The following is a 21,244-nucleotide window of genomic DNA, read 5'->3' on the forward strand; positions in this document are numbered from 1 at the left end:
CGTTATTATGGAATGCGAGAAAGCGGATGATCCGAAAAGCCACGCGTGGCGCGCCGCTATCTCAGCCGGGGAATACCCTGGATTGGGGAGGAGGACGTTAGCGCGTCCTCCTTTTTTCCTATGCTACTGGTTCAGCCCGATGCAACAGGACTGGCTCAATACCAGTGCTCTCCAAAAATCGTTTCTTAATAACATCGCAGAGAATCGGGTCCAGTTCCAACGTCCGGCATGTCCGGTCCATCTGCTCACATGTCATAAGCGTGGAGCCGCTGCCACCAAAGAAATCGACAACCTCGTCACCACGCTGGCTGCTATTCTTAATTGGAATAGCAAGCAGGTCAAGAGGCTTCTGAGTGGGGTGAACATACTTGTTCACATCGCCCCGTGAGACCTCCCATACTGTCTCGGGGAGTGGGTCCTCAACAGGTAGGCCAGCCTTCCATACCGTTGTCTGTGTCCGATCACCGTACCAAGCAGGGGATTTCCCTTCCAGGTGGGCATAATAGACCGGCTCATGTTTGAAGCGGTACTGTGCCCAGCCGAAGGTGGCTGCATTCTTAACCCAGACGCATTGTGTCCGGATGACGATGCAACTGCGTTCATCGCATCCTCGAACTCCCGCTGATAGGTCGAAGGATGAAATACATATATAGCTGCAGTTGGCTGCATCATCACTGCATAGTTTGAAAAGACAGCATGCAAAAAGCCCGCGAAGTCCTCAGCGGGCATATTGTCGTTCATTATGGAGCCGCGACCATCAGCAGCCAAACGGGCAGAAGTGCTCTCTACCGCTACATTATAAGGCGGATCAGTAACGACCAGCGCTGCTTTAGCTCTATCCATCAAAAGTGCAACATCATCAGGATTGGTCGCATCTCCACACACCAATCGACGCCGCCCTAGTTGCCACACATCCCCGCGCCTGGTCTCCGGCTCCTTGATTTCGTCTAGAGCACGCTGGACGTCAAAGTCATCATCGGTAACCGGGAGGTCCAAGGCTTCATCCTGTGGCACAGCAAACTCTGCGGCCAGATCCTCGAACTCTTCCAAATCGAAGGCGGACAGGGCCAGATTAGCCCCACTCACCTGCAGATCATCAAGCAATCGATAAAGGGCTTCATCATCCCAGTTCCCACTGACCTTATAAGCGCCAGATTGAGAAGCTTTTCCTGCTGTTCGTCCAGATCAACAACACTTACAGTCAGCTCCGTATGACCCAGCTCGTTAACCATGATCTTATAGCGTTGATGGCCGCCCACCATGTTCCCGGTGCGTTCGTTCCAGACGATTAGCTCCACATAACCAAATGATTCGATGCTGGCTTTAGCTTCTCGTATTCTGGATCACCTGGCTGAAGATCAACCCGTGGGTTATATGCTGCTGCGTTGATTTGCTCAATTGGTAGGACTCTGATTTCCACTTGTACGACCTCCTTATTTTCTAGTGCTTTCTAAATTGAAACTCCCATCCAAATTGCTTTCTAAGCATCAGCACCTTGGAACAAGAAAAGACGAGCCAGTAGTAGCTCGTCATTGTTACTATTGATATTAATGTTTGGCCAATTACACTGTACTCATAAAGTCGAATCTTCAGTAACCTGTTGCTGAGTCCTTTAAGCATTACAACCCCCTAGTATTACAAGCAGTATAAATAGTATGAGAATAACCCCGACACTGGTAAACATACCGCCATAACCAACTCCATCAGTCTCACTATTTGTATGGGGATGAGTTTTTCAAATTGGTTAATATCGGTAGTCTTTCTCATCTCCAGTATTTCCACTGTACCTATGAGCGTGAGGAATTCTACCGTTTACTGTTGTATACCCTTCAAAATGATGGTAATGCCCACCACCTGTCAAGTGAATGGCTGGCCCTGTAGTTCCTCTAATTAGATGCGTATGTTGATCGTTAAATGATGTTTCTGCATAATAATTATGAACATGCGGAACACCACTTGGAGCTGGTTCTGTTACTCCAGCGTAATGGTGGTAGTGTCCTACATCAAGTGATGTATTCCCATTAAAAGGATGTACGTGAACATTAACTGGTCTACCGTCCCACGAACTAATAAAAAGCTTATGCGAATGGTTAGAGTCGGAATTACTGGAATGAACAACATAACCTGTTATTGGTATTTCCATCAGTAGCCACCTCTCTTTATCAACTGCCATATACTATGAAAGAGGTAGTGTAAATGTTCAAAAGGCTATTTGAGTTGAGTTGGTTTCCACTATTCGGGTAGCAGGATAACAGGCTGTCAGAGCGTGTGTATGCCCTCTCTCTGCTTTCTGCAGTACTCCTTCCGGCATTCGTCTGAGTAAAATAAAATAAAGCAGGCTCAGAATAGCTCACATTCTGTCGTATGGGGGAAAAGAAAAAGCACCCCGAAGGATGCTCATTTTGAAAGAATAACTACGCTTTATACACAATAAGCGCTGAGAAGTAGCTTCCTTAGCAGAATAGTTTATGGAAACAATATCTTCTTCTCTTTTGAACTTCAAGAAATCATCCATTGCCCATTCAAACTCTTTGATGTTAGCTTTACTGATTTCTTTAGTAACCATCTTCATTTGATATCCCTCCTTTACGCCATATTTCGACAATTAGGAAGAATTATCCTCTTTAACACATGGTCTCAAACAAAACTGTTTAACACCATCCCATCTACCCCATACACAACCTTTGCATTTTTTCGGCTGTTTTGGTGGGCCTTTCATGTATAGCAAAATTCCTTTCTTCTGCTTCTTCAAACCAAAAATCCTTTCAAGGCAATTAAAAAAGCCACCCAAATGAGTGACTTGTATCTGCCTATGTATTTACAGCACCAAATGAACTAAGGCGCTTATCTAAAACCCTAAAAAATAAACAGCGATTGGGTCTATTCCCGCAAGCGGGATGCAAAACGCTACGCTGTTGCATAAAAGCATTTGTACTTAGTAACAAGAGAGGAAGAACAAGACCATTTTACTGATATTAGAAAATGGCCGTCAAAGAACTAAGACCGGACAATACCGGAAAATGGGCAATTAAACCATTATAAGCTGGCTTTTGCTCACTTTCTCGATATTACTCGCTATTAAGTAAAAATAAAGTCTTAAACTGCCGCTGTTATCATTCAACTAACGTTCTTCGTTAGCGTAGCGCATTACTTGACCAAATTCGATATGTTGCCGGCCAATAACCTACGTTTTCGTATGTTTACTCAGCATAGTGATGTGTAGGTGCACTAACATATCAACAGTCTCTTAAATCAAAAGCTTCTTCTAGTGCGGCAGTATCTTCGAAGATTTGAAAAAACCTTATCTTCTCCTGTTCTACTTCGCAAATAATTGCCCAATCACTCTCGAACACTTTCCCGGTTACATTGACCTTGATGCGGAAATTCCCCCATGCACACGCTGCTTCCTGATTACCGATGAGTTTGTGAAGGACAAAACTCTCTATTTGTTCTGCTTCTTCTAATAAGTTTAAATAATTTCTAACACCTTCTTTTCCATGAAATGTGCCGTATAAAGGAATTTTATTAGAAGGCTCTTTTTTAAGAATAATAAATTTCGCTTCATCATGAACCAATTCGATCACTTTATCAATCTGTTTGCTTCCTAATGCTTGAAAATAATTTGTTAGCACCTGTTGAGCACTTTGCATTTCTACTAATCTCCCTTCGAATAGGCGGAATAAGCTTTGCACAATCCAATAATAACATATTTTATCTACCATCCTGCCCGTTGGCTTAACGCCGCCGCTGCCAGTCTAGAACTATATTTTCACGGTCTAACACTTTATTTCCATCAAACACTCGTCCCAGCAATTCTCTCACCCAGTTTATCCTCATCACCGGACTTCATGGTTTCCCAGCACGTATCACAAAAGGATGCGCCCATTGTTGTGTTCTCCGGGTTCGGATTAGGGTCATTGCAAAGCATACATTTTCCTGTTTTCGGACTCTTTTTCACAGTACCGCTCCCATCGATGGAAAAATATAAGACACGCTGCGGAATTGAACCGCGCAAGGGTTCTGACCAAGCTGTTTCATGTTTCCGCTGGTTAACTGGTTCCTTGCCGCCTGCGCGTGCCATGAATAATGTGGGCGGGGGCCATTCTCCCCCGCATGAAATGACTTACCGTTTAACCGCAATCTGCAAACTGTGCCGATCTACCGCTGTGCGTTACGGGTGCCCCTAAGGGATGCAAGGATCTATCCTTGTTCGCGGCCACATATTTGGGCTTTCCCTTGCGCGCACTGAGCTGTTTGTCCCTCTATCCCCTTGCAGGATCATCGAGGCTATCAGCCTTTAGTATACAGGCGTCATCCTACGTTGTAGCGTCTCTCTTCCGCCACCACATTCAAAAACTACAGGAGCTCTGCTGCGAGCTGATTGAGAACCAACGGCGTTGGGATGAGTTGGCCGTCACCTTTGTTGCCTTTATAGTAAGCACGGGAAGCCGAAAGCGGAAGGAACAATCAGAATTAGAAATAACGAGAGGGATAATCTGCTCATCCATTTGGCTAAGCGAAAATCTTTGGATGTAACGCGGAAGAATATCAAAACGCGTTACTACGAATGAAAAGGTTGCTTAAGTTAGCCGGACTCAATCAGGAATTAACACCTCATTCACTTAGACACACTCACACTTTACTACTAGCTGAGATCGGCATTAGCTTAGAACAGATTATGCATCGACTCGGCCATTCGAACGACGACATAACGAAAAGAATATATCTGCATATTACAAAACCAAAAAGAAAAGAGGCTTCCCATAAGTTCGGAGAACTAATGAGAGCCTCTAAAAAAACAACTGAGCGTTAACAAATCAATATAGCAATCACCTAAACCCTTATTACAGCACGGGTTTTTGGCTTTGTTACATCATTCCACCCATGCCGCCCATTCCGCCCATGTCAGGCATTGCAGCCTTTTCTGGTTCTGGCTTGTCAGCGATAACCGCTTCGGTAGTCAGGAACATTGCTGCTACGGAAGCAGCGTTTTGCAAAGCATAACGAGTTACTTTCGCAGGGTCCACGATACCAGCTTCGATCATGTTTACCCAGTCGCCAGTAGCTGCGTTAAAGCCTACGCCAACTTCTTCGCGTTTCAGACGCTCAACGATTACAGAGCCTTCTTCACCTGCGTTAGCAGCAATAGTGCGGATTGGAGCTTCCAGAGCGCGCAACACGATGTTCACGCCTGTTTGCTCGTCGCCTTGCAGTTCAACAGCTGCAACTGCTTTGTATACGTTCAGGAGCGCTACACCACCACCGGATACGATACCTTCTTCAACCGCAGCACGGGTTGCGTTCAGGGCATCTTCGATGCGCAGTTTGCGTTCTTTCAATTCTGTTTCAGTAGCCGCACCAACTTTGATGACTGCTACGCCGCCGGACAATTTAGCCAGACGCTCTTGCAGTTTCTCTTTGTCGAACTCGGAAGTAGTTTCTTCCAGTTGCGTGCGGATTTGGCTAACACGAGCGTCGATGTCGGCTTTGTTTCCAGCACCGTCAACCACAATCGTATTTTCTTTAGTGATACGCACTTGACGTGCTGTACCCAGTTGGTCTACGGAAGCTGTTTTCAGGTCCAGACCCAGTTCTTCTGTAATCACTTGACCGCCTGTCAGGGCAGCGATATCTTGCAGCATTGCTTTACGACGGTCACCAAAGCCTGGAGCTTTAACAGCTACAGCGTTGAATGTACCACGCAGTTTGTTAACAACGAGCATAGCCAGTGCTTCGCCTTCGATGTCTTCAGCGATCAGAACAAGTGGCTTGCCTTGTTGTACGATTTTTTCAAGCAATGGCAGGATTTCTTGTGTGTTTGTGATTTTTTTGTCTGTGATCAGGATATACGGATTGTCCAGTACAGCTTCCATTTTGTCCGTATCTGTAATCATGTACGGGGAAATGTAGCCACGGTCAAATTGCATACCTTCAACCACTTCCAGCTCTGTTGCAAAACCGCGGGATTCTTCAACAGTGATTACACCGTCTTTGCCCACTTTTTCCATAGCTTCAGCGATCAGTTCGCCTACTTCGTCATCAGCAGCGGAAATACCGGCTACTTGAGCAATGGATTGTTTGCTTTCGATTGGTTTGGAGATGGCTTGCAGTTCAGCGACAGCCGCTTTAACCGCTTTGTCGATCCCTTTACGGATACCGATTGGGCTTGCGCCAGCAGTTACGTTTTTCAGGCCTTCTGTGATGAGGGCTTGAGCCAAAACAGTAGCAGTAGTCGTACCATCACCAGCTACATCGTTCGTTTTGGTTGCTACTTCTTTAACCAGTTGAGCGCCCATGTTTTCGAACGCGTCTTCCAGCTCGATTTCTTTTGCAATCGTTACACCGTCATTGGTGATGAGCGGGCTACCGAATTTTTTCTCCAGTACAACGTTACGGCCTTTCGGTCCGAGTGTTACTTTAACAGCATTAGCCAATGCGTCAACCCCGCGCAACATAGAGCGACGAGCGTCTTCACTGAATTTAATATCTTTAGCCATTTGTGATAAACCTCCCTATGGATTATGAATGATTTGTTTCAATTCCTATATTCAGGTCTTGTCCGGGTTCCGGTTAACCGATGATCGCGTGGATATCGCTTTCTTTCATAATCAAATATTCTTTACCTTCATATTTGATTTCCGTTCCAGCGTATTTAGAGAAAATGACACGGTCGCCTTCTTTTACTTCCAGAGGAATACGGGCACCGTCTTTCAATGCGCCTGCGCCAACCGCGATAATTTTGCCTTCTTGCGGCTTTTCCTTGGCAGAGTCAGGAAGTACGATCCCGAAGGAAGTCGTTGTCTCTTGCTCAATTGCTTCCACCAATACGCGTTCACCCAAAGGTTTGATCATGAAAAAATAGCCTCCTTATTAAGTGTTTTATCCTGTAATTTGGTTGTTATGTTGTATGTATTAGCACTCGACAGTCGTCAGTGCTAACAACCAACTTTATGATACTCAACTTGGGATTGAATTTCAAGTCCCTAATGTATTTTTTATGGGAATTTTTATGGACAGCCCTTCCCGATTATATCCATCTATCTGAAAAATAACCGTTAACTCAGCGCTATGGTTATTTTTAAGGCAGCTAAGCTGCTGCTGTTATGCTCTATAAATAGCCATGATATACAAATGCCATTCATCATCTGCAAGTGACATGTAGCGCGGACCCGAATAAATTGTTTACTGAGCCATTCAGGTCCTGCCTTATTATTCTGAAGCTACACGCAATTGGGCCTCACGTTCCTCCTGTGCACGCAGCTGCCTGCGGTACACGACCAAAGACAAATACACGCTCACTTCATATAGCACCAGCAACGGAATCGCCACCAAAAAATCGGAAATAAAGTCCGGCGGGGTAATGACAACCGCAACGAACACAAGCAGAAAATACGAAATCTTCCGCCACTTGCGAAGCCGCATTGGTGTTAAAACATGAATCCCCGTCAGAAACATGATAAGCAGGGGGAGCTCAAACAGTAGCGCTACAGGTAGTACAATATTAAACATAAAGGTGAAATATTGTGCGATCCCGTACGTTTCCTGTAATCCCATACTTTTGGTGACCGACGATGTAAATTGAATCGCCATCGGGAAAATAATGAAATAAGCAAAAGCTGTCCCAATGATGAACAAAAGCAGCACATAAGGCACATACCGCAAAGTCGCACTTCGTTCTTGTGGTCTTAAGCCCGGGCTGACAAACTTCCACAGTTGGTAGCAAGCAAACGGTAGCGCCACCGCAATCCCGATGATCATGGCGATCTTCATGTAGATACCGATCCCGTCCCAAAAGGAAAACGCGTTTAACTGAAAAGCTTGCGCCGAACCGGAGCGAATAAGCCAGTCATAGACAGAACCCGCCGCGAACAGACCACCAGCCAGTGCCAATACAAATACAATTAGCACATAGATAATTCTGCGGCGAAGCTCTCCCAGATGTTCCATTAGCGGCATTTCATGCTCTGATGGGGTCAAGTCCACTCCTCCTTTCTGAACGGAACGCAGCAGCGCCTCCTAAAAAATAAAGCCCTTCACTGAAGAAGAGGCTTTTGTTTATTGTACAAGCATCAAGAATCGATCACTAAATCTATGACAAGCGTTTATCCTCAGGCTGAGGTTGAACTTCTGAAGACGTCGTCTGTGATGCTTTGACCACACTATCTTTGCTGTCTTTACGCTCAGTCCGTTCATCTTCTGATAAAATATCGCGTGCCCCGTTTTTAAACTCACGGAATGTACGCCCTACAGCTCGACCCAGCTCAGGCAGCTTGTTCGGACCAAATAACAGCAGCGCCAGAATGATCAACAAAATATAACCCGGTGCTCCAATATTGGGCATGTGTAGTAATCCTCCTTATGTTGACGGACAAAATAACAATCTTTGTCCGTATACGGCCTTATAAATTCTTATAGGTATCATACCACACACGATGTGCTGCCTTCTACCGGAACTGGCCTGTCACCATAAGTAGCGCTTCTGGAAGTTGGTCCATTATCGCTGCCAAATTTTCATGCACACCTTTGGGCGTTCCTGGTAAATTGACGATCAGTGTACGTCCGCGTATTCCTACGATTCCACGGAATAGCATAGCCGCTGGATTTTTCTGCATCACGATCATTCTCATGGCTTCCGCCATGCCTGGCACTTCCCGTTCCACAACCCGCCTAGTCGCCTCCGGTGTCACATCACGGATCGCCAGCTCGGTTCCACCCGTAGTTAGTACCAGGTCTGCATGAAAATAATCGGTCATTTCGATTAAAGCTGCAATAATTTCATCCGGTTCATCGGGAACGATCCGGTATTCCACAATCTCTCCGCCCAGTTCTTCTTCGATGAGTTCCCGGATGACCTGTGCGCTTGTATCCTCACGCTCTCCCCTTGCCCCTTTATCACTGGCTGTTAGGATCGCCGTTTTCCACACCATAAGATCACCCTTCTCCTATCATGAAAGAATACTTTCTCTTCTGAAAATCAGAAACAGCCACGCTGCATCCTCCATCACATCACAGTACCCTCTCGGCGACAATGTTGTCTATGTCAAGGTTCCCGGTGGTCCTCCCTTTGAAAATCCCCATGCTTGCCACCTGTTTTGGATTGCAGCATGGTAGGGCCGATGATCATATCTTTTTGCAGCGCCTTGCACATATCATACACGGTTAACGCTGCGGCTGAAGCCGCTGTCAAAGCTTCCATTTCTACACCTGTCTTACCTTCGGTCTTCACTTCAACTTCAATATGAAGCACATCATGTCCATTATCGGAAAAAGTAATGTTCACGCCTGTCAGGGCCAGTGGATGACACATCGGTATCCAGTCTGACGTTTTTTTCGCGCCTTGAATCCCTGCGACCTGGGCCACAGCAAGAACATCACCCTTGCCGATTCTTCCTTCTTTTACAGCCGTCAATGTAGCCGGATTCATCGTAATCTGAGTCACGGCAACTGCTGTACGAATCGTAGACGTTTTACCCGAAATATCTACCATCCGAGCCCGTCCCTGTTCGTTAAAATGAGTAAAGGAATCCACGACTCCCTCACAACTCCTTTCACATACCCAACTTTACTTCATTCATCATTTGTCAATAATCACAATCTAAGCGTCCATCCAGAGTAAACAGCACGTCCACTCGCAAATCCCTTGGCTCCATGGGCACCTGTGTCAGCAATTGTCCCGGCAACAGCAGCGAGACATAAAGCGGACCTGCATGGCTGTTGTTACGCTTCTCTGCCTCTACCTGTACGGTAAAGCGGTCATAATAGCCTCCGCCGTAGCCGATCCTGCCCCCACGACGATCAAAGGCCAAGCCGGGCACAACAACCCAGTCAATTCCCGTCCACATTTCAGGCGACCACTCCTTGCATGTCAAAGCAGGCTCAGGGATGTTCCAGATGCCGGGTACAATATCTCCGTACTGATCCATCTCCCTCAGCTCCATAGTCCGAGTTACCGGATCCACTCTTGGGGCTAGGACACGATCTCCCTGTGACCAGCAATGCTCAATGAGGGGAGTCGTCGAAATCTCGCTGCCAAAAGAGAGATAACTAAATAAGGTTAGCTTATCTCCGTTTCTGTCTATTCTAAGCTGCTCCCATGCCTCGATTGCATGCCAACAGGCCACAGCCGATGCCTTCTGCCTTGTCAGCGGGTCCATGGAGTCACGCGCTTCCCGTTGCTGCAAACGCAGCGCGTTCTTCACATTACAGACATCCATCACATCCGCCCTCCCGCACAATCGTCGATAATCTTTAAAACGTTACTATTGTCCCATTTGTCAGTAAGTGCTGTACGTTGCAAGTTTTTTTCATTCTTTTTCACTTCTCGTTTAAGTTTATCATTGTTTATACAAATTGACTACACGCGGCTCAAGGGTTTACGGGGTGAAAGCAGTGCAATAGTGGGTAATTTCATGTAAACTGGAAGGAAGGTACCTGCGAAGAAAGCAGGGAGAACTGTGCAAAATGTAATGGAGGAACGATACGCTATGCTATTGCAAGTAACCGGAATTACTAAATCCTATGGAATTGAGCCCGTTCTGGACGGGATTAACCTTCAAATATTGGAACGTGAACGTATTGGACTCGTAGGTGTGAACGGTGCAGGCAAATCGACCCTGCTCAAAATTATTGCTGGTGAAATATCCTATGACAGTGGACAAATTTTCAAGGCGAAGGAGACCAGCATCGGTTATCTGGCGCAAAACAGCGGCTTGAATTCTGACCGTTCTATCTGGGGGGAAATGATGCTGGTGTTCACTCCCCTGATTGAAGCGGAACGGGAACTGCGGCAAATGGAACAGGACATCGCTGACCTGGCCAATGCTCAAAACGAAAAACGCTACGCAGATCTGCTGGAACGCTATGCACGTCGCTCAGACTGGTTCAAGGATCACGGTGGTTATGAAATGGAGACCCGTATTCGCAGCGTGCTGCACGGTATGGGCTTTGGTTCATTTGCACCTGAGACGCCCGTAGCTACTCTGAGCGGAGGACAGAAAACTCGGCTTGCGCTAGCGCGCATCCTACTGCTCGCACCAGATGTCCTTATGCTCGATGAGCCTACCAACTATCTGGATATTCAAACACTGACCTGGTTGGAGGATTATTTGCGCGGCTACTCCGGTTCTCTGCTGGTTGTATCACATGACCGTTATTTCCTGGACCGACTGGTAACGACGATTATTGAAATTGAACGCCATCGTTCTACTCGATATACAGGCAACTACAGCCGCTACATGGAGCTGAAGGCTGCCGAGTACGAAACGAATCTGAAGCATTACGAAAAGCAGCAAGGAGAAATTGCCCGTTTAGAAGCATTCGTACAACGTAATATCGTGCGGGCTTCCACGACCAAACGCGCTCAAAGTCGACGCAAGCAGCTAGATAAAATGGAGCGTATGGATCGGCCCATGGGAGACTTGAAAAAGGCTCATTTTTCCTTTGAAACAGCCCATATGTCAGGTAAGGAAGTACTGGAGGTACGTGACCTCTCTGTGGGGTATGAAGGTAAAAAGCCTTTATTCCAGCATGCATCGTTCGATTTAAAACGTGGAGATACCGTGGCACTGATTGGTCCGAACGGGATCGGAAAATCGACGTTGCTCAAATGTCTGACCGGATCACTTAAACCTGCTGCTGGCTCCATCCACTGGGGCACGAAAATCAAAATCGGCCTGTATGACCAGGAGCAGACGAACCTGAACCCCGCCAATACCGTACTGGAGGAGTTGTGGAGCGAGTACCCTCATATGGAGGAAGCACGGATTCGTACAGTGCTGGGTAATTTCCTGTTTAGCGGTGACGATGTACTTAAGAAGGTAGCTGCATTAAGCGGAGGGGAAAAAGCCCGTGTATCTCTGGCCAAGCTCATGCTGCGCGAAGCCAACGTGTTAATTCTAGATGAGCCTACCAACCATCTGGATCTGTTTAGCAAGGAAGTGCTGGAAGCGGCTTTGATGGACTATGACGGTACGCTGTTGTTCATTTCCCATGACCGTTATTTCCTGAACAAAATGGCGGAACGTGTCATCGAGCTTCATCCTGGGGGGATAGAACATTTCCTGGGGAATTATGATGACTATGTAGCCAAAAAACAGGAGTTAGAGGAAATTGCACAGGAAGCTCTGGAGGCAAATCAGGCCACACGCGGCAAAACATCGGCTACCTCTGCATCCGTGACAGACGAGACCACATCCAAATCACGCGCCGCCACCTATGCGGCAGACAAACAAGCCAAAAGCGAGGAACGTAGCCGTCAACGCAAGCTGGAGGCATTGGAAAACCAGATCAAAACGCTGGAAGAACAAATTTTAGGGCTGGAGGAACAAATGACCCTGCCTGAGATTTATCAGGATTACACAGCGCTTCAGAATATTCAGGCACAACTCGACACCCATAAACAGGAATTGACTGAAACCTATACCTCTTGGGAAGAGCTGTTAGAAGAATAAAAACTACTGCATAAAATCTTAGCCTTAAAAATTTCACATTTTCCTCTTCTATATTTTTGTACACAAGATTATCCACAGCTTATGTGTATGAATGAGATTAAAAAATGGCCTTTTGGGCCATTTTTTTATTGATAAAAAGCCATTTTCAAATGAAAACCAAATTTATCCACCTTTTTATCCACATTATCCACAGATTTCACAAGAACTAAAGGTGTTACATATCCCCCAACTTGCTATCTCCAAAAAGTCTTAGCCTGCTTGCTTCGGACCCGGTTATCCACATTCGAAGCGGTATATGTGGATAACTTTGTTCACAACTTGACAAATCACATCATTATTCGGGCAATATCAAAATTCCAGATTTTTTTGATGGATCATGAAAAATCGTGAACAATTGTGACGAATAATGCGAGTGAATGAGAGGCTGCCTTTCATTTGCTCAAACTCCTGTATTTTATCCTCTTGAATTTATATTTTTATGATAGTTTTGGAGCGGACAAAAAAGACACGACTCAACTGTGCCGTGTCTTGCTCATTCTTCTTCAATTAAGTTTGGACAGACCATTCTTCCAGAGACAGCCCTGGATCAGCCTTCATATCCAATGAGGTAAATTCCCCGCGCTTCCATTTGGCGTAGGCCGCAGCGCCGATCATCGCTGCATTATCTGTGCAATATTTCATCGATGGTACAAGCAGCTCGATTCCTTCGCGCTCACAGCGCTCCCGCAATGCTGTACGCAGTCCGCGATTAGCAGCCACACCGCCACAAAGCAGAAGCTGCTTCGCACCGTATTCACGCATGGCACGAATCGCCTTTTCCACCAGCACCTCGACGACCGACTCTTGAAAGCCTCTTGCGATCGCTCCCACATGAACGGTTTCTCCGCGCATTTTCGTCTGGTTAATTACATTCAGCACCGCAGATTTCAAACCGCTAAAGCTAAAATCATAAGAATCCGGCTCCAGCCATGCACGCGGCAAAGTAACCACTTCCTCCGATTCATGAGCCACACGATCCACATGCGGGCCACCCGGATACGGAAACCCAATCGCTCTCGCTACTTTGTCGTAGGCTTCCCCAACCGCATCATCTCTTGTACGACCAATGAGTTGAAAATGGCCTTCGGACTCCATCAGCACCAGCTCTGTATGTCCTCCTGACACAACGAGAGCAATGCACGGATATACGATATCATGCTCCAGCTGATTGGCATAAATATGTCCCGCGATATGATGCGTCCCGATTAATGGCTTGCCGAACGCCAAGGCAGCACTCTTGGCAGCGACAATTCCAACCAACAATGCGCCAACCAGTCCTGGTCCTTGTGTCACGGCAACCGCCGAAATCTCACGAGGGGTAATTCCCGATGTTTGCATGGCCTCGTCCAGCATGTAGGTGATGCTCTCCACATGTTTGCGTGAAGCCACCTCTGGCACAACACCACCAAAGGCTTTGTGTGTTTCAATCTGACTGGAAATCAAATTTGAGAGCACCTCTGTACCATTTTTCACGACGGAAACAGCCGTCTCATCACAACTCGTTTCCACTGCCAGTATATAGCAAGGCTCGCCGGAGGCGGAGCCTGTACCTGCTTTTTCCTCTTGCGTCATTGCTTCTGCACGCTTCCTTCCTGTTCACCGGATGCCCCATGCGCGGGAAGATCCGCCCACATGATCACGGCATCCTCGTTATTATCCGAATAATAGCCTTTGCGCACACCTGCGGGCTTAAAGCCTTTTTTCTCATACAAGCCCTGAGCGATCCGGTTCGTTACCCGCACCTCCAGCGTCATACGTTCCATCCCTAAATAAGAGGCCGTCTGCATCAGCTCATCCAACAGCTTGTCCCCAAGCTTGCGTCCGCGATAAGCCTCACGAATCGCAATATTCGTAATATGGGCCTCATCCATAATCGTCCACATGCCTGCGTAACCAATGGCTCGTCCGTCTAGTTCCATAATCATATATTTAGCGAAATGATTCATCGTCAGCTCATTGCGGAATGCTTCCTCCGTCCACGGCAGCGTGAACGCTTCATGCTCAATCTCCAGCACATCGGGAATATCATCCAGTTGCATCAAGCGAAACTCAAGTTTCTCTTCCCGCTGTATGTTCTTTGCCATGTTGTTCACCGCTCTCTTCAGCGCTGACGAAGCAGATTGGCTTCCGCCTCCGCCAGCTGGGTATAATTGGGAACCAGCGTATGTAGCTCGTCATGTTCTTGACGAAGCAGCTTATCCGCCCCAAGGCGGCCAACCCATCTTCCCTCCAGCTCATAAGGTACGATACGCAGCTCGCTCCAAGCACGCAGGCGCTCGGCTGTTTCGGCGTGAACCGCCGTTTCACCGACTAGCCAAATGACCGGAGGACGCTCTTCAGAAGGTAAAGCCTCCAGCCGTTGCAGCAGATCATCGGTCCAAGCAGTCATCAAGCGAATTGCATCTGGCTCCAGCCGTTGAGGGCTCTCGGTGTCGTCAACTGTATTCACGCCGAACAGCCCCGTGTAAACCTGACCACGGCGCGCATCCAGCACAGGCACAATCCAGTCTGCTGCCTGCGCTCCGGTTGAACCGTTATTCACAGACTCATTTTTATCTTCTTGTCCCTTCATCTCGATGCCGCGATTCCAACCACCCCACGCCAAAGCATGCAAAGTGGATATGGACGTCACCGGGATACCCCAGGCCCAAGCGAGTGTTTTGGCTGCGGTCACCGCAATCCGGATACCGGTATAAGACCCCGGTCCAACACCAACTGCAATACCATCTACATCATCTCGTGTCAGCCCTTCTTCATTCAGCAGTCGTTCCAGCTCGGTAATCACATGCACGGAGTGATTACGTTCGCCATAGACGTTGCTTTCTCCCAGCAATTCTCTTCCGTTCATCAGAGCGGCCGCCATCACGGTCGTCGCTGTATCTAACGTCAAAAACCGCTCACGCGGCTTTACATTCACATCTGTATGCTCTCTTTGCATGATTCAAACTCCATTCTCCCGCAAACTGCGGCACCATTGTTCATAAGGCTCGCCGTACCCGGTCAGGTGAATCAAGCGCTCCCCCACATCCGTTGTTTCTATATACATGTGAAGCCGCTGCTCCGGCAATATATCCGGTATAATACTACCCCATTCCACCAGACATACTCCTGTCCCGTAAAAATATTCGTCCAGCCCGAGATCCTCCGCCTCGTCCTGGGAAATCCGGTACACATCCATATGATACAAAGGCAATCGGCCCTCGTACTCCTTAATAAGGGTAAAGGTTGGACTATTAACGATACCCGGCACACCTAAATGACCGGCAAAAGCTTTGGAAAAAGCAGTTTTGCCCGCTCCCAGATCTCCATCCAGCACAATCACCGTTCCGGGAACCGCTTTGGCTGCCAAAAAACCAGCCAATGACCCGGTCTGTGCCTCTGAGACAGAACGGAACGTAAACTGCTCCTGCGAAATTGTCATATATTTTAATCACCTTTCGTCCGAATCGGACCGTTCCAACTTGTTCTTTATTATATAGTTCACCTTATGTCGCCGCAAGGCATGAAGACATGCTATTGTAAGTTAGTGATACACACAGGGAGGGATTGAAACGATGGGGCAAACCGTTTTACTCATGATTGATGTTCAGCAGGCTATGTTCATGTATGATGAGAAGCTGTATCGTGAGCAGGAAGTTGTAGCGCATTTGCAGCAGCTTTTGGACAAAGCCAGAGCTACAGGTACACCGGTGATTTTTGTACAGCATACCGATGAAGCGGATGAGGATTTCCGAGAAAACAGTGTAGGCTGGGCCATCGCCGACGTAGTGCGTCCTCTTCCTCATGAACGAATTGTCCGTAAATCATCCTGGGACAGCTTCTACCAAACCGAATTGGGCCATGTACTGAAGGAACTGGGGGCCGATCAACTCGTAATCGCGGGGATGCAGACCGAGTTTTGCCTCGACACGACTTGCCGAAGCGCCTATAGTCTGGGATACCAGAACAACGTACTCGTATTGGATGCGCATAGTACATTTGATAGCAAGGTGCTGAGCGGTGAACAAATCGTAGCTCATCATAATGGTATGCTTGGCAATCGTTTTGTGCGTTTACTTGCGACGGAAGATGTACATTTTTCGTGAGTTGTTGAAGTTTAATGTTCCAAGCCGATTGCTTTCAAGCAAGTCGGCTTCTTTTTTTGTTCATGCGAAAAAAGCGCACTTTCGGGTGACACTGTTAACAAGAAGCGAGCTAGCACAATATAACGAAGATCATGAATATTGAAAGGCAAAGCCGTCTTCAGAAAATTCTGGAGGCTTTTTTTATTACCCAGCGATGAGTTAGATGATATTGCGAGGAAAACTTTCTCACGTATGGATTGCAACTTTCATTTTTAACATAAAATTCAATTAATGATCATGATTTTCAGAAAAATTAAGAAATTAACAGAAAACGTTAGAATGGCCTAATTATTGTGGAGTATATGGCCCTATAAACATCTGTACATAGATATGTGTAAATATTTGGACATTGAGCAAAATCTGCATTAGAACTATGATGAAAATGGTTTTAATTTCCAATGAGAGAAGGCGATCGAACCGTCACACTCACTGTCTTAGGCACCATGATATGCCCGCATGCAAATGTATCTTGCAGTCGCTGCTTCTCGTAGGTTAAGAGCGGAAATTACGAATTGAAGTGCAATCATGGATGTATTGTGTTTTGAACACAGCGAAAGGAATGTGAGTTTTTAATGAAAAAAGTAGCTTTAGTAAGCCCGTTGAGAACAGCGGTCGGCTCTTTTAACAAAACCCTTGCGCCTCTAAGCGCTTCCGAACTGGGGGCAACTGTGATGACAGCATGCCTTCAGCAAAGTAAATTAGAGCCTTCTTTGATTGATCAGATTTATTTGGGAAATGTTCTTCAGGCGGGCAATGGACAAAATCCTGCCAGACAGGCGGCATTAAAAGCCGGTATCCCTATTGATGTACCCGAAACAACGATAAACACGGTTTGCGGTTCAGGACTTCATGCCGTTGCTTTAGCTTACAATTCAATATTGGCTGAACAAGGCAACATCGTCTTGGCCGGAGGCATGGAGAGCATGTCGAACGCCCCTTACCTGCTAAGGAATGCAAGAAACGGCTACAAACTTGGCAACGGTGAGTTGGTAGACTCCCTAGTGGCCGATGGCCTTACGTGCCCGATCAACCATTACCATATGGGAATTACCGCAGAAAATGTTGCCGAGAAATATGGAATTTCAAGACTTGAACAGGACGAATTTGCTTATCATAGCCAGCTAAAAGCCGTAGAAGCAAAAAACAAGAAGCTTTTTGAAGAGCAAATTGTTCCGGTCATGATCAAAACCAAAAAAGAAACTATTTCTTTCACAGAGGACGAACACATAAGAGGAAATACAACGCAAGAAAAACTTTCTCAATTAAAACCTGCGTTTAAAGAGAACGGGACGGTTACCGCCGGAAATGCTTCAGGAATCAATGATGGCGCGGCGGCCGTGCTTGTAGTGTCGGAAGACAAATGCAAGGAACATGCATTAAAACCATTGGCATATATCAAGGGTTATTCACTTGTTGGCGTTGACCCTGCATATATGGGAATGGGGCCAGTGAAAGCCATTTCGACACTTCTTAAGCAGCAAGGTATATCCATCGATGCCATTGATCTTTTTGAAATTAATGAAGCGTTTGCCTCACAAGCATTAGCGGTAGTAAAAGAGCTAGGTGTCAGTCCGGAGAAGGTGAATGTCAATGGCGGCGCAATCGCAATCGGGCATCCTGTCGGTGCCAGCGGTGCTAGGATATTGACTACGTTGGTTCACGAAATGGTGCGAAGATCTTCACGCTACGGCATAGCCTCGTTATGCATCGGAACAGGAATGGGAATAGCGATGCTGGTTGAAAATGCGCTCATTTAAAGTGCGTGTTCAGGATGACTTTTAGAACTATCTCTTAAAAGGAAGGGAGATCGCTATGAATCAAAAAGATGTACTTTCACTCCAATCTATGCCTGCGGCTAGCGGTAGCTACGGGCGCCCACCATACCGCTTCATCAACCGGGAATTTTTTATCATTACCTATGAGACCGATCCTGCTGCGATTAGACAGGCGGTCCCAGAGCCTCTTGAACCGGATGGAAGCAATACGGTCTCCTATGAATGGATCAAGATGCCCGATTCATCCGGTTTAGGATGCTATGAGGAAAGCGGTATTGTCATTCCGTGTACTTTTCAAGGAGAACCCTGCAATTTTGTCGCCCAAATGTATTTGGATAACGCGCCTGCTATTCTGGGGGGACGCGAAGTCTGGGGATTTCCGAAAAAATGGGCAAAGCCTCGCCTGAGCGTGGAGGAAACGGAGACGCTGACGGGTACATTGCATTATAATCACGTCCTGGTGGCCACGGGAACTATGCCTTTCAAATATAACATTCTTGATGAAAAGGAAACGGCAAAAGCCATCGCAAAAACGCAAGTTAATTTAAAGCTAATTCCTGATGTTGACGGTACCCCCAAAATCGCTCAATTAGTAGCGTATAATCTCGAGAACATTACGGTAAAAGGCGCCTGGTCAGGGCCTGCCAGATTAAGCTTGATCCCCCATGTCAACGCTCCAGTGGCAGATTTGCCGGTTAAAGCTTATATTGGCGGGAAACATTTTATTGCTGATTTAACGCTTCCATATGGAAGAGTCCTCTACGACTATCTCCAATAAAGTTTGCTTTCCTAAAAATATATATATAAGGAGAAGGAACCATGAATAACAAAGTAATCTCCGCTGAAGAAGCAGTTAAGAAGGTCAAAGACGGAGACACGGTGATGGTCGGAGGTTTTCTGGCAGGAGGCTTTCCAGAGGACCTGGTTCGTGCGCTTGTCGACACCAATCCTGCCAGCAATCTTACGATTATTTCCAATGATACAGGCACACCGGAATTATCTATCTATAGACTTGTTAAAAGCGGCAGAGTAAAGCGGATTTTTGCATCCTATATCGGCTCCAATCCAGAAACGGGAAGGCTCCTGATGACGAAAGAAGCGGAGGTTCAACTCTTCCCGCAAGGCACGCTCGCTGAAAAAATACGCGCAGGAGGAGCCGGTTTGGGCGGGGTTTTAACACCTGTAGGTGTAGGCACCGTTGTAGAGGAAGGAAAACAGAAAATCAAAATTGATGAAAAGGAATACTTGCTCGAACTGCCGCTCAAAGCCGATGTGGCATTAATTAGAGCCCATAAGGCTGATGAAGCGGGGAATCTTGTCATCAACGGCTCTTCACGTAACTTCAATATGGTTATGGCTACAGCGGCAGAGTATGTAGTTGCTCAGGTAGACGAATACGTAAAGACGGGTGAAATTGACCCCAATCATGTCAACGTTCCCGGAATATTTGTCGACGCAATTGTAAAGGTGGGTGAAAACGCATGAATAACAGAGAATTTATTGCTCGAAGAATAGCCCAGGAATTCAAAAATGGTGAAGTGGTCAACCTTGGTGTCGGATTGCCTACAATGGTAGTGGACTATATCCCCGAGGACATTCATATTATGCTGCAGGCGGAGAACGGAATCCTCGGTGTAGGCCCCAAAGCGGCTCAGGGAAAAGAAAGGCTCGATTGTATCGATTCAGGCGGAAACTACGTTACAACTATGGAAGGAGCATGCTTTTTTGACAGTGCACTTTCATTTTCCATCATCCGCGGAGGGCATGTGGATATCACCGTGCTGGGTGCTCTGGAGGTCGATGAGAAAGGCAACCTTGCAAGCTGGATGATCCCAGGGAAAAAGGTGCCAGGCATGGGGGGAGCCATGGATTTGGTGGTCGGAGCCAAGAGAGTGATTGTAGCCATGGAGCATGTGAACAAAAATGGAGCTCCGAAAATACTGGAACAATGTAAGCTGCCCTTGACTGCTGTAAATGTTGTAAAGACCATAGTAACCGAAAAGGCTGTCATCGATGTTATTCCGGGTCAAGGGCTGATGCTAAAAGAAATTGCTCCGGGTTTGTCGGTGGAAGATGTTCAATTAGCAACAGAGGCTAAACTGATGGTTTCACCACATTTGAGGGCCATAGCAGTATAAAGGTCATAGAAAGGAACCAGCTGTACCTTCAAATTAACTGGTCTGGCGCTTAACTTGTCCCCTCGACCGCATTTATTATTACAAATAAGGTTCGCTAATTGCTCATTGAGCAATTGCGAGCCTTTTTTTGTTGGAGTGGGACCTTTCAAGCAGCATTCTGCGATGAAAGACTACAGCTGTCTAAGATCTTTCTACAGCTATACCCCATACTATGGAAAAAATCTGTTTTGGTGCTCCTCTTCTATTGTTCTTCCAGACGATCCACACGGACGGTTTGGGTATTGGTGGGTCTGCTGCCTATCTGTACAGTGGCCATACCGTTCGCTTCGTCTACATGCTCAATCCAGATCGGTTTACCATCCAATTGTACGGCAATGGTATCGGGCGAATCATAAATAGCTTTTGCTCGTTCCACGTTCATGCTATTCTTCCCCTCCTGATTGTTGTTGTCTGCATTCATTCAGAAATATAGTTCACCTAGTCTTCATCTATAATCCGTTCAACATCTAATGAAGGGATGCTATGAGAAGGCGAAGTTGAAACTACAGCCTCCAAATCCACATGAGCCACAGCTATGGGAAAAGGCGGTTGGATTCCATGGGAAAGAGCAAACTCTGGCGGCAATGCATCCTGTTCTCCTCCGGCGGGTCCCCGAAAGGCGACATGGTTTTGACCTACACGATGCCTGATTTGCCGAGGAAAGGATTTTCCGGACATAA

At 46.8% G+C, this 21,244-nt stretch carries 28 protein-coding genes; 7 read left to right on the forward strand and 21 right to left on the reverse strand.

Annotation, left to right across the window (positions count from 1 at the left end):
* Nucleotides 1–118 precede the first annotated feature (118 nt).
* The 8 genes from ACL9RM_RS12215 to ACL9RM_RS12250 all read right to left on the reverse strand — a co-directional run bounded on the left by ACL9RM_RS12215 (nucleotide 119) and on the right by ACL9RM_RS12250 (nucleotide 4,081).
* Nucleotides 119–376: a DNA methyltransferase gene (locus ACL9RM_RS12215; RefSeq protein ID WP_323873145.1), complete on the reverse strand. Its 258-nt coding sequence runs from the start codon at nucleotides 374–376 to the stop codon at nucleotides 119–121.
* Nucleotides 373–1,104 carry a hypothetical protein gene (locus tag ACL9RM_RS12220; protein WP_414126331.1) on the reverse strand — a complete coding sequence of 244 codons (732 nt, stop codon included), beginning with the start codon at nucleotides 1,102–1,104 and terminating at the stop codon, nucleotides 373–375. Before ACL9RM_RS12220 ends, ACL9RM_RS12215 begins: the two co-directional genes overlap by 4 nt.
* Nucleotides 1,083–1,298, reverse strand: a complete 216-nt coding sequence (locus tag ACL9RM_RS12225; protein ID WP_414126332.1) for a hypothetical protein — start codon at nucleotides 1,296–1,298, stop codon at nucleotides 1,083–1,085. The genes ACL9RM_RS12220 and ACL9RM_RS12225 overlap by 22 nt, the downstream gene beginning before the upstream one ends.
* Entirely contained in the window at nucleotides 1,289–1,420 is a 132-nt protein-coding gene (locus ACL9RM_RS12230) for a hypothetical protein (RefSeq protein WP_323873142.1), read from the reverse strand. Before ACL9RM_RS12230 ends, ACL9RM_RS12225 begins: the two co-directional genes overlap by 10 nt.
* Nucleotides 1,421–1,744: 324 nt before the next feature.
* Nucleotides 1,745–2,143, reverse strand: a complete 399-nt coding sequence (locus ACL9RM_RS12235; protein ID WP_250267710.1) for a YmaF family protein — start codon at nucleotides 2,141–2,143, stop codon at nucleotides 1,745–1,747.
* A gap of 207 nt (nucleotides 2,144–2,350) precedes the next feature.
* Nucleotides 2,351–2,572, reverse strand: a complete 222-nt coding sequence (locus ACL9RM_RS12240; protein WP_250267709.1) for a hypothetical protein — start codon at nucleotides 2,570–2,572, stop codon at nucleotides 2,351–2,353.
* Between the two features lie 664 nt (nucleotides 2,573–3,236).
* Nucleotides 3,237–3,650 (reverse strand): nuclear transport factor 2 family protein, encoded by a 414-nt coding sequence (locus tag ACL9RM_RS12245; RefSeq protein WP_250267708.1) that lies wholly within the window; start codon nucleotides 3,648–3,650, stop codon nucleotides 3,237–3,239.
* Between the two features lie 143 nt (nucleotides 3,651–3,793).
* Nucleotides 3,794–4,081, reverse strand: coding sequence for a hypothetical protein (locus tag ACL9RM_RS12250; RefSeq protein WP_250267706.1), 288 nt, complete (start codon nucleotides 4,079–4,081; stop codon nucleotides 3,794–3,796).
* Nucleotides 4,082–4,522: 441 nt separating this feature from the next.
* Here ACL9RM_RS12250 and ACL9RM_RS12255 point away from each other — a divergent pair, with 441 nt between their 5' ends.
* The gene (locus ACL9RM_RS12255; protein ID WP_414126378.1) at nucleotides 4,523–4,813 is read left to right on the forward strand and encodes a tyrosine-type recombinase/integrase; all 291 of its coding nucleotides are present in this window, start codon (nucleotides 4,523–4,525) and stop codon (nucleotides 4,811–4,813) included.
* Nucleotides 4,814–4,868: 55 nt separating this feature from the next.
* Here ACL9RM_RS12255 and groL read toward each other — a convergent pair whose 3' ends face one another.
* The 7 genes from groL to ACL9RM_RS12290 all read right to left on the reverse strand — a co-directional run bounded on the left by groL (nucleotide 4,869) and on the right by ACL9RM_RS12290 (nucleotide 10,214).
* A complete protein-coding gene (gene groL / locus ACL9RM_RS12260) occupies nucleotides 4,869–6,497 on the reverse strand; it encodes a chaperonin GroEL (RefSeq protein WP_013369880.1) in 1,629 nt (542 codons plus the stop codon).
* Nucleotides 6,498–6,570: 73 nt separating this feature from the next.
* The gene (gene groES, locus ACL9RM_RS12265) at nucleotides 6,571–6,852 is read right to left on the reverse strand and encodes a co-chaperone GroES (RefSeq protein WP_007429271.1); all 282 of its coding nucleotides are present in this window, start codon (nucleotides 6,850–6,852) and stop codon (nucleotides 6,571–6,573) included.
* A gap of 357 nt (nucleotides 6,853–7,209) precedes the next feature.
* Nucleotides 7,210–7,977: a twin-arginine translocase subunit TatC gene (gene tatC / locus ACL9RM_RS12270; protein WP_250267703.1), complete on the reverse strand. Its 768-nt coding sequence runs from the start codon at nucleotides 7,975–7,977 to the stop codon at nucleotides 7,210–7,212.
* A 112-nt stretch (nucleotides 7,978–8,089) separates the two neighbouring features.
* Nucleotides 8,090–8,341 (reverse strand): twin-arginine translocase TatA/TatE family subunit, encoded by a 252-nt coding sequence (locus ACL9RM_RS12275; protein WP_013309213.1) that lies wholly within the window; start codon nucleotides 8,339–8,341, stop codon nucleotides 8,090–8,092.
* A gap of 103 nt (nucleotides 8,342–8,444) precedes the next feature.
* Nucleotides 8,445–8,927, reverse strand: a complete 483-nt coding sequence (locus ACL9RM_RS12280) for a MogA/MoaB family molybdenum cofactor biosynthesis protein (protein WP_013309212.1) — start codon at nucleotides 8,925–8,927, stop codon at nucleotides 8,445–8,447.
* Nucleotides 8,928–9,040: 113 nt separating this feature from the next.
* Nucleotides 9,041–9,529 (reverse strand): cyclic pyranopterin monophosphate synthase MoaC, encoded by a 489-nt coding sequence (moaC, locus tag ACL9RM_RS12285; RefSeq protein WP_013309211.1) that lies wholly within the window; start codon nucleotides 9,527–9,529, stop codon nucleotides 9,041–9,043.
* A 52-nt stretch (nucleotides 9,530–9,581) separates the two neighbouring features.
* Nucleotides 9,582–10,214, reverse strand: coding sequence for a 5-formyltetrahydrofolate cyclo-ligase (locus ACL9RM_RS12290; protein ID WP_250268892.1), 633 nt, complete (start codon nucleotides 10,212–10,214; stop codon nucleotides 9,582–9,584).
* Nucleotides 10,215–10,484: 270 nt separating this feature from the next.
* On the opposite strand from ACL9RM_RS12290, the gene ACL9RM_RS12295 reads away from it, so the two are divergent.
* Nucleotides 10,485–12,449, forward strand: coding sequence for an ABC-F family ATP-binding cassette domain-containing protein (locus tag ACL9RM_RS12295; RefSeq protein WP_039270134.1), 1,965 nt, complete (start codon nucleotides 10,485–10,487; stop codon nucleotides 12,447–12,449).
* Between the two features lie 546 nt (nucleotides 12,450–12,995).
* On the opposite strand, the gene tsaD is transcribed toward ACL9RM_RS12295, so the two are convergent.
* Genes tsaD through tsaE form a run of 4 tightly spaced genes read right to left on the reverse strand, consistent with a single transcriptional unit; the run spans nucleotide 12,996 to nucleotide 15,909 of the window.
* The gene (tsaD, locus tag ACL9RM_RS12300; RefSeq protein WP_023987471.1) at nucleotides 12,996–14,060 is read right to left on the reverse strand and encodes a tRNA (adenosine(37)-N6)-threonylcarbamoyltransferase complex transferase subunit TsaD; all 1,065 of its coding nucleotides are present in this window, start codon (nucleotides 14,058–14,060) and stop codon (nucleotides 12,996–12,998) included.
* On the reverse strand, nucleotides 14,057–14,572 hold the full coding sequence (gene rimI / locus ACL9RM_RS12305) for a ribosomal protein S18-alanine N-acetyltransferase (protein WP_039269584.1): 516 nt from the start codon (nucleotides 14,570–14,572) through the stop codon (nucleotides 14,057–14,059). Before rimI ends, tsaD begins: the two co-directional genes overlap by 4 nt.
* Nucleotides 14,573–14,589: 17 nt before the next feature.
* Nucleotides 14,590–15,426: a tRNA (adenosine(37)-N6)-threonylcarbamoyltransferase complex dimerization subunit type 1 TsaB gene (gene tsaB, locus ACL9RM_RS12310; RefSeq protein WP_250267701.1), complete on the reverse strand. Its 837-nt coding sequence runs from the start codon at nucleotides 15,424–15,426 to the stop codon at nucleotides 14,590–14,592.
* A gap of 3 nt (nucleotides 15,427–15,429) precedes the next feature.
* On the reverse strand, nucleotides 15,430–15,909 hold the full coding sequence (gene tsaE, locus ACL9RM_RS12315) for a tRNA (adenosine(37)-N6)-threonylcarbamoyltransferase complex ATPase subunit type 1 TsaE (protein WP_023987468.1): 480 nt from the start codon (nucleotides 15,907–15,909) through the stop codon (nucleotides 15,430–15,432).
* Nucleotides 15,910–16,042: 133 nt separating this feature from the next.
* On the opposite strand from tsaE, the gene ACL9RM_RS12320 reads away from it, so the two are divergent.
* From ACL9RM_RS12320 to ACL9RM_RS12340, 5 genes are all read left to right on the forward strand, one after another.
* Complete coding sequence (locus ACL9RM_RS12320; RefSeq protein ID WP_061829613.1) at nucleotides 16,043–16,573, forward strand: cysteine hydrolase family protein; 531 nt, start codon at nucleotides 16,043–16,045, stop codon at nucleotides 16,571–16,573.
* A gap of 611 nt (nucleotides 16,574–17,184) precedes the next feature.
* Nucleotides 17,185–18,369 (forward strand): acetyl-CoA C-acetyltransferase, encoded by a 1,185-nt coding sequence (locus ACL9RM_RS12325; protein ID WP_250267699.1) that lies wholly within the window; start codon nucleotides 17,185–17,187, stop codon nucleotides 18,367–18,369.
* A gap of 55 nt (nucleotides 18,370–18,424) precedes the next feature.
* A complete protein-coding gene (locus tag ACL9RM_RS12330) occupies nucleotides 18,425–19,165 on the forward strand; it encodes an acetoacetate decarboxylase (protein ID WP_250259069.1) in 741 nt (246 codons plus the stop codon).
* A 41-nt stretch (nucleotides 19,166–19,206) separates the two neighbouring features.
* Nucleotides 19,207–19,872 carry a CoA transferase subunit A gene (locus ACL9RM_RS12335; protein ID WP_250267698.1) on the forward strand — a complete coding sequence of 222 codons (666 nt, stop codon included), beginning with the start codon at nucleotides 19,207–19,209 and terminating at the stop codon, nucleotides 19,870–19,872.
* Nucleotides 19,869–20,525 (forward strand): 3-oxoacid CoA-transferase subunit B, encoded by a 657-nt coding sequence (locus ACL9RM_RS12340; RefSeq protein ID WP_165176411.1) that lies wholly within the window; start codon nucleotides 19,869–19,871, stop codon nucleotides 20,523–20,525. The genes ACL9RM_RS12335 and ACL9RM_RS12340 overlap by 4 nt, the downstream gene beginning before the upstream one ends.
* Nucleotides 20,526–20,766: 241 nt before the next feature.
* Here ACL9RM_RS12340 and ACL9RM_RS12345 read toward each other — a convergent pair whose 3' ends face one another.
* Together ACL9RM_RS12345 and ACL9RM_RS12350 are read right to left on the reverse strand one after the other, a co-directional pair.
* Complete coding sequence (locus tag ACL9RM_RS12345; RefSeq protein ID WP_013309199.1) at nucleotides 20,767–20,946, reverse strand: H-type small acid-soluble spore protein; 180 nt, start codon at nucleotides 20,944–20,946, stop codon at nucleotides 20,767–20,769.
* A 56-nt stretch (nucleotides 20,947–21,002) separates the two neighbouring features.
* Entirely contained in the window at nucleotides 21,003–21,242 is a 240-nt protein-coding gene (locus tag ACL9RM_RS12350) for a hypothetical protein (RefSeq protein ID WP_061829618.1), read from the reverse strand.
* Nucleotides 21,243–21,244: the final 2 nt, after the last annotated feature.

The sequence above is a fragment of the Paenibacillus sp. S29 genome, assembly GCF_049319765.1.
Classification (GTDB): Bacteria; Bacillota; Bacilli; order Paenibacillales; family Paenibacillaceae; genus Paenibacillus; species Paenibacillus polymyxa_B.